Raw genomic sequence first — 7,094 nt, 5'->3', positions numbered from 1 at the left:
CGGCATACGAGATGTTGGCCTGTCTCGTGGGCTCGGAGATGTGTATAAGWGACATGTAAGCTGCCCGAACTGAAAGAAGCTCATCATGGCAAAAGCACCCAACAATTCGGCTGCCCAGCGGGTTCGCAAGAAGGTCCGCAAGAACGTTGCAGACGGCATCGCGCACGTCCACGCCTCGTTCAACAACACCATCATCACCATCACTGACCGTCAAGGCGGCGCCCTGTCGTGGGCTTCGTCGGGTGGCCAAGGCTTCAAGGGCTCGCGCAAGTCGACCCCCTTTGCAGCCCAGGTGGCAGCTGAAGTGGCTGGCCGCGCTGCACAAGAGCAGGGCATCAAGAACCTCGACGTCAAGATCAAGGGCCCCGGCCCGGGTCGTGAGTCGTCGGTTCGCGCCCTGGCAGCGCTGGGCATTCGCATCAACTCGATCTCTGACGTGACGCCCGTGCCGCACAACGGCTGCCGTCCGCAGAAGCGTCGCCGTATCTGATCCCATTCACCTCTAGGTGACAGGGACATTGCAGATTCGGATGGCGGTGCGATAATCGCACGTTTTCCCGGAGCCGGCGGGCACTTTGTGCCGCGCCGGCTTCAGTCTTGAGTCGATCTCATTTTCGAGACGGCTCATAAGCCCACCGTCCAAGCCCATAAAAAAACCGGCTGGACTCGCGTCAACAACCTCGGATTTGAGGCTTGGCGTCAGATTGAACAAGGACACGCAAAGTGGCACGTTACCTCGGCCCCAAGGGCAAACTTTCCCGCCGCGAAGGCACCGACCTCTACCTGAAGAGCGCCCGCCGCGCCATCAGCGACAAGGTCAAGTTCGACTCCAAGCCCGGCCAGCACGGCCGCACCTCCGGCCAACGCACGTCCGACTTCGGCCTGCAGCTGCGCGAGAAGCAGAAGGTCAAGCGCATGTACGGCGYGCTGGAGCGCCAGTTCCGCCGCTACTTCGCCGAAGCCGAGCGCCGCAAGGGCTCGACCGGCGTGAACCTGCTGCAGCTGCTGGAATCGCGTCTGGACAACGTCGTCTACCGCATGGRCTTCGGCTCCACCCGCGCAGAAGCCCGCCAGCTGGTTTCGCACAAGGGCGTCACGGTGAACGGCGAGGTCGTCAACATCGCTTCCTACCTGGTCAAGGCCGGTGACACCGTCGCCGTGCGCGACAAGGCCAAGAAGCAATTGCGCGTCACCGAGTCGTTCAAGCTCGCTGATTCCATCGGCCTGCCGGCCTGGGTCAGCGTCGACGRCACCAAGCTCGAAGGCGTGTTCAAGAAGGCTCCGGACCGCGATGAGTTCGGCGCCGAGATCAACGAATCGCTGATCGTCGAGTTGTACTCGCGTTAATGATTTCCCCCGCCGACCACGCCTGCTTTGGGCGCGGTCGGCGTTTCCTCGTCCGGGCTTTTGCCCTTCGTAGGCTCTGCCCGGCTGGTCCTCAGCCTTATCGGTGTAACGAACCGAGGGTATTGAAAGAAAGACCTCATGCAAACCAACTTGCTCAAACCCAAGTCCATCAACGTGGAGCCCCTGGGCGGTCATCGCGCCAAGGTCACCCTGGAGCCGTTCGAACGCGGCTACGGTCACACCCTGGGCAACGCCCTGCGCCGTGTGCTGCTCTCGTCGATGGTGGGGTATGCGCCGACGGAAGTGACGATTGCCGGCGTGCTCCACGAGTACTCGGCCATCGACGGCGTGCAAGAGGACGTGGTTCACATCATGCTGAACCTCAAGGGCGTCGTCTTCCGCCTGCACAACCGTGAAGAAGTGACCCTGKTCCTGCGCAAGGAAGGCGAAGGCCCCGTCACCGCGGCCGACATCCAGACCCCGCACGACGTCGAGATCATCAATCCCGAGCACGTCATTGCCCACCTGTCGCAGGGCGGCAAGCTCGACATGCAGATCAAGGTCGAGAAGGGCCGTGGCTATGTGCCCGGCACGATGCGCCGCTTCGGCGACGAGCCGACCAAGAGCATCGGCCGCATCGTCCTGGACGCCTCGTTCTCGCCCGTCAAGCGCGTCAGCTACGCCGTCGAAAACGCCCGCGTCGAGCAGCGTACCGACCTGGACAAGCTGGTCATGGAAATCGAAACCAACGGCGCCATCTCGCCCGAGGAAGCGATCCGTGCTTCGGCCAAGATCCTGGTTGAGCAACTGGCCGTCTTCGCCCAGCTGCAAGGCACCGACCTGGTCGACGCCTTCGACCAGCCGGCCCAGCGCTCCAGCAGCTTCGACCCGATCCTGCTGCGCCCGGTCGACGAACTCGAGCTCACCGTGCGTTCGGCMAACTGCCTGAAGGCCGAAAACATCTACTACATCGGCGATCTGATCCAGCGCACCGAGACCGAGCTGCTGAAGACCCCCAACCTGGGTCGCAAGTCGCTCAACGAGATCAAGGAAGTCCTGGCTTCCCGCGGCCTCACCCTCGGCGCCCGCCTGGAAAACTGGCCCCCGCAAGGCCTGGACAAGCGGTAATCCGCTTCGCTCGAACAGAAAAGACGGCCTGAAGGCCGTCATCGGATGACAAACGCACTTTGGTGCGTTTGATCGTGCAACCAGCAGTACCTGATCCGGCTGCTGGCATTAACAAAGTGAAAAAGGAATAGCACCATGCGTCACCGTAACGGCCTCCGTAAACTCAACCGCACCAGCGCCCACCGCGCTGCCATGCTGCGCAATATGTGCGTGTCTCTGCTCGAGCACGAAGCCATCAAGACCACGGTCCCCAAGGCCAAGGAACTGCGCCGCGTTGTTGAGCCCCTCATCACGCTCGCCAAGGAACCTACGCTGGCCAACCGCCGCCTGGCTTTCGACCGCCTGCGCGACCGCGACATCGTCAGCAAGCTGTTCAACGTGCTGGGCCCGCGCTTCGCGGCTCGTCCGGGCGGCTACACCCGCATCCTGAAGATGGGCTTCCGCGTCGGCGACAACGCGCCCATGGCTTTCGTTGAGCTGGTGGATCGCGCCGAAGGCGAGACCGCTGGCGAAGCCGTCGAATAAGTTCAGCCCGCGCTGATCCATGAAGCCCGCCTCGTGCGGGCTTTTTCATGGGCGCTCGCGGCGTCGGCCCCCTCCTACGCGCAAGGCAAACCCAGCCTGACGACACCGCGGCCCCGGCGCGTGCACAGTGGAACGCCGCTTCCACTTCGCAGGAGCCCGCCATGAGCCTCCACCCCACCATCTCCTCGGCCAAGGTCGAGGGCACCGCGGTCTACGACCTCGCCGGCGACAAGCTCGGCGCCATCGACGACCTCGTCATCGACAAGCGCACCGGCCATGTGCGTTATGCCGCACTGGAATTCGGCGGCTTTCTCGGCCTGGGTACCGACCGCTACCCGCTGCCCTGGGACATGCTGAAGTACGACACCAGCAAGGATGGCTATGTCGTCAACCTGGATCGCGACCTGCTGACCGATGCGCCGCGGTACGCCAAGGACGCAGCGCCGGCCTACACCGAGGACTACGGCCGCAGCGTCTATACCCACTACGGCTTCAACTGGCAGTGAGGCGCACCATGAGCAAGTCCCATCTTGGCCGCAGCCACAACGCCCAGTCCGGCCCAGTGACGCACACCGCCAGCGAATTCGCCACAACCAAGGCCACCCAAGGGCAGACGCTGACCAAGCAGGCCAAGGCGCCGGCGCGCCAGAAAGACGGCACGGCGCGTGAAGCACCCCAGGGCCCGCCTCAGCACAAGATCTGACCAGCCGCGTTAACGGCGCAAAGGCAGCCAGTGCAGATCGCCGTCGCCAAGCACCGCCACTTGCGCGCTGTGCCGGGCAAGGTCCGCGCGCCGCAGCGTCAGCGCACCGGTGAGGCCGCCGAAGGCCGGCAGCACCAGGGCGTGCGGGTAGCGCACGAAGCAAGGCCGGCGCAGTCGGTCCCCCGCACGGCTGGCGATGACGACGGCGGGGTGCCAATGCCCTGCAAGCGTGAAGCCCGCTGCGCCGGGTGGCGGTGGCTCATGCGCAGCTGTCAAAGGGCCTAACGCCCATGCCGTGCTGACAACCTCCATCGGCAAGCCTGGCGGATGAATGCGCCGGTCGTGGTTGCCGAGTACGAGCACGGTCGGTACGCGTCGCGCAAAGCCGTCGACCGATTCGAGCAGGGCCGGCGTCAGCCCCTCGGCGCTGTGCCAGAAATCACCCAGCACGACGAGTCGAGTCGCGCGGTGCGTCGCTACCAGCGCTTCCAGCCGCGCCAATGTGCGCGCGCTGCTGCCAGCCGGCACCGCCTGCCCCTGCGCGCGAAAGGCAGCGCCCTTGCCCAGGTGCAGGTCGGCGGCGAACAGCGTGCGCGCGGTGGGCCACCAAGCTGCACCGTCCGGCAGCAGCCACAAGGTCTCGCCGGCAGCTTCGATACTGAGGCTCACCGCCGCCTCCGCCGCGCACCACCGCGCCCGTTGGCCTTGTCGCTCTCCTGCCCGAAGGCCAGCCGCTCACCCACATCCTGCGGCATCGCACCGCCGCCCGCCGCCGCCTCCAGCTCCGCCAGCATGCGCGTGAGCCGCTGTGCCAGTGACTCGGTCGTCACCCGTTCGCGCAGCATCTCGACCAGCAGCGGAAAGGCCAGCGGCGAGGTCTGCTTTGGCCGCTGCAAATCCAGCGGCATTGCAGCCAATCGGTCCAGCGTGCGCGCCAGCGAATCCTCATCCAGCTCGGCCGACAGCAGCTCCTCCTCGGCCTGGCGCAGCAGGCGGTTGCCCGGGTCGTGCTGGCGAAAGACATCGAAGTACAGCGAGCTCGATGCCTGTAGCTGGCGTTGGCTGCGCACCTCGCCGGGATGGCTCTGGAAGATCAGCCCCGAGATGCGCGCGATCTGCCGGAAGCGCCGGCGCGCCAGCTCGCTGGCGTTGATGCTGGCCAGCACCTCCTGCCGCAGCGTGTGGCGATCGACGGCCGCAAGCAGCTGCGGCAGGCGCGTGGCCCAGTCGACGTCGGTGGCGCTGAGCAGCTCCATGCCGTATTCGTTGATGGCGACGGTGAAGGTGGCCGGCGTGTCGCGCCCCACGCGCCAGGCCAGCAGCCAGGCCAGGCCAAGGTGCACCGTGCGGCCGGCGAACGGGTAGAGGAAGAGGTGATGGCCGTCCGACGAGGTCTGCACCTCGGCCAGCAGCCGCTGCGGCCCGGGCAGGGCCGACCATTCGGCCTGCAGCTTCAGCAGCGGTGCGACGAAGCGCATCTCCTTGTCCAGATAGCGACCCTGCGCCGCTTCATCGAAGCGCTCCAGCATCGCATCGGCCAGCGTGTCGGAGATCGGGAACTGCCCGCCGTTCCAGCGCGGCAGCAGTGCGCGGCCCGGTTTGCCGATGCGCACATAGGCGGTCAGCCCTTCGACGCGCACCAGCTCCAGCGCCCGGCCGCCCAGCAGGAAGACATCACCGGGCTTGAGCCGCGCGATGAAGCTCTCCTCCACCGTCGCGATGCGCCCCCCGCCCAGGAACTGCACGCTCATCATGGCGTCCGACACGATGGTGCCGATGTTGCTGCGGTGGCGCCGCGCCAGCCGCGCGTCCGGCACACGCCACACGCCCTCGTCGTCGGGCACCACGCGCTGGAAGTCCGGGTAGGCGCGCAGGCTCTCGCCGCCATGGCGCACAAAGGCCAGGGCCCATTGCCAGGCCTCGTCGCTCAGATGCCGATAGCTCGGTGCCGTGCGCACCTCGGCGAGCAGCTGCGCGGGCCGGAAGCCGCCGCCCAGCGCGACGGTGACGAGGTGCTGCACCAGCACGTCCAGCGGCGCCGCCGGCGCATGGCGCGGCTCGATGCGGCCGGCCTCCACGGCGGCGCGCAGGGCCGAGGCCTCGACGATCTCCAGGCTGTGCGTCGGCACCATGGTCACGCGCGAGCGCCGCCCCGGCGCATGGCCGCTGCGGCCCGCGCGCTGCAGCAACCGCGCGACGCCCTTGGCCGAGCCGATCTGCAGCACCTGGTCCACCGGCAGGAAGTCCACACCCAGATCCAGGCTGGCCGTGCACACCACGGCCTTGAGCTGACCAGCCTTCATGGCCGCCTCCACCCACCGGCGCAACTCGGCGTCGATGGAGCCGTGGTGCAGGGCGATCGCGCCTGCCCAGTCGGGCCGTGCGTCCAGCAGCGCCTGGAACCAGCGCTCGCTCTGGGAGCGCGTGTTGGTGAACACCAAGGTGCTGGCCGCCTTGTCGATCAGCTCGGCGACGGCCGGCAGCATGGTCAGACCCATGTGGCCGCCCCAGGCGAAGCGCTCGATGCGAGCGGGCAGCAGCGTCGCGATGTCGATCTTCTTGTCCTGGGCGCCRCGCACCAGCACCGCCTCCGGCGCCAGCACGTCACGCGCCTCGTCGAGATTGGCCAGCGTGGCCGACAGGCCCCAGGTCATCAGCGCCGGGTTCCAGCGCCGCAGCCGCGCCAGCGCCAGCTGCAGTTGCACGCCGCGCTTCGTGCCCAGCAATTCATGCCATTCATCGACGACGACCAGGCGCACGCGCTTCAGGATGTCCGGGGCGTCGGCGCGGGACAGCATCAGGCTCAGGGACTCGGGTGTGGTGACGAGCGCGGTCGGCCAACGGCGTTGCTGTGAGGCGCGCTCGCTGCTGGATGTGTCGCCGGTGCGGGCGGCCAGTGTCCAGTCCGGAGCGAGCGTGGCGGCGGCGTCTTGCAGGGCCAGCAGCGTGTCGTGGCTGAGGGCGCGCATCGGTGTGACCCAGATGACGGTCAGCGGCGCTTCCTTGCCGCCGAAGGCTTGCAGCGCGCCGAGCCAGACGGCCAAGGTCTTGCCGGAGCCGGTGGTGGCGTGGAGGAGGCCGGAGTGGCCTTGCTTCATTTCCTTCCAGACGGTGCGCTGGAAGGGGAAGGCTTTCCAGCCCTTGCTTTCAAGCCAACTGGTGGTAGGGCTAGGCATTGGGAGTCTTTGCCTGGCGTGCGCTTGATCGCCGCATTGCCGGGAGTCCGTCCCGGCGGCCGGGTAACTTTCTTCTGCGGSGCCAGAAGAAAGTTACCAAAGAAGAGGCGCTGAACCGCACACCAGCGCGACGCCGCCAAGAGCGGCGCGCGAAAACGCTCGGTGAGTGGGCAGACGCGASCCGCTGCGCTCTCGCCGCTGCCCCTGTCACCAGC

The 7,094-nt window shown here is 66.8% G+C and carries 8 protein-coding genes; 6 read left to right on the top strand and 2 right to left on the bottom strand.

The annotated features are described in order from the left end of the window. Positions 1-85 precede the first annotated feature (85 nt). The 6 genes from rpsK (at position 86) to ACXJKR_RS19670 (ending at position 3,703) form a co-directional block, all read left to right on the top strand. Positions 86-490, top strand: coding sequence for a 30S ribosomal protein S11 (gene rpsK / locus ACXJKR_RS19695; protein ID WP_056194196.1), 405 nt, complete (start codon positions 86-88; stop codon positions 488-490). Positions 491-723: 233 nt separating this feature from the next. Further along, on the top strand, positions 724-1,347 hold the full coding sequence (gene rpsD / locus ACXJKR_RS19690; protein WP_457324256.1) for a 30S ribosomal protein S4: 624 nt from the start codon (positions 724-726) through the stop codon (positions 1,345-1,347). 138 nt (positions 1,348-1,485) lie between these two features. After that, positions 1,486-2,475 carry a DNA-directed RNA polymerase subunit alpha gene (locus ACXJKR_RS19685; RefSeq protein WP_457324255.1) on the top strand — a complete coding sequence of 330 codons (990 nt, stop codon included), beginning with the start codon at positions 1,486-1,488 and terminating at the stop codon, positions 2,473-2,475. Positions 2,476-2,610: 135 nt separating this feature from the next. Beyond that, positions 2,611-3,000, top strand: coding sequence for a 50S ribosomal protein L17 (rplQ, locus tag ACXJKR_RS19680; RefSeq protein WP_056194184.1), 390 nt, complete (start codon positions 2,611-2,613; stop codon positions 2,998-3,000). A 161-nt stretch (positions 3,001-3,161) separates the two neighbouring features. Continuing rightward, positions 3,162-3,506, top strand: coding sequence for a PRC-barrel domain-containing protein (locus tag ACXJKR_RS19675; protein WP_457324254.1), 345 nt, complete (start codon positions 3,162-3,164; stop codon positions 3,504-3,506). A gap of 8 nt (positions 3,507-3,514) precedes the next feature. After that, on the top strand, positions 3,515-3,703 hold the full coding sequence (locus tag ACXJKR_RS19670) for a hypothetical protein (protein ID WP_457324253.1): 189 nt from the start codon (positions 3,515-3,517) through the stop codon (positions 3,701-3,703). A gap of 9 nt (positions 3,704-3,712) precedes the next feature. Here the strand turns inward: ACXJKR_RS19670 and pdeM are convergent, their stop codons facing one another. After that, a complete protein-coding gene (gene pdeM / locus ACXJKR_RS19665) occupies positions 3,713-4,372 on the bottom strand; it encodes a ligase-associated DNA damage response endonuclease PdeM (RefSeq protein ID WP_457324252.1) in 660 nt (219 codons plus the stop codon). Further along, positions 4,369-6,879, bottom strand: a complete 2,511-nt coding sequence (locus ACXJKR_RS19660) for a ligase-associated DNA damage response DEXH box helicase (RefSeq protein WP_457324251.1) — start codon at positions 6,877-6,879, stop codon at positions 4,369-4,371. The genes pdeM and ACXJKR_RS19660 overlap by 4 nt, the downstream gene beginning before the upstream one ends. Between the last annotated feature and the right edge of the window lie 215 nt (positions 6,880-7,094).

Source organism: Roseateles sp. P5_E11 (assembly GCF_054049355.1).
This window is presented reverse-complemented; position numbering and strand designations above follow the sequence as displayed.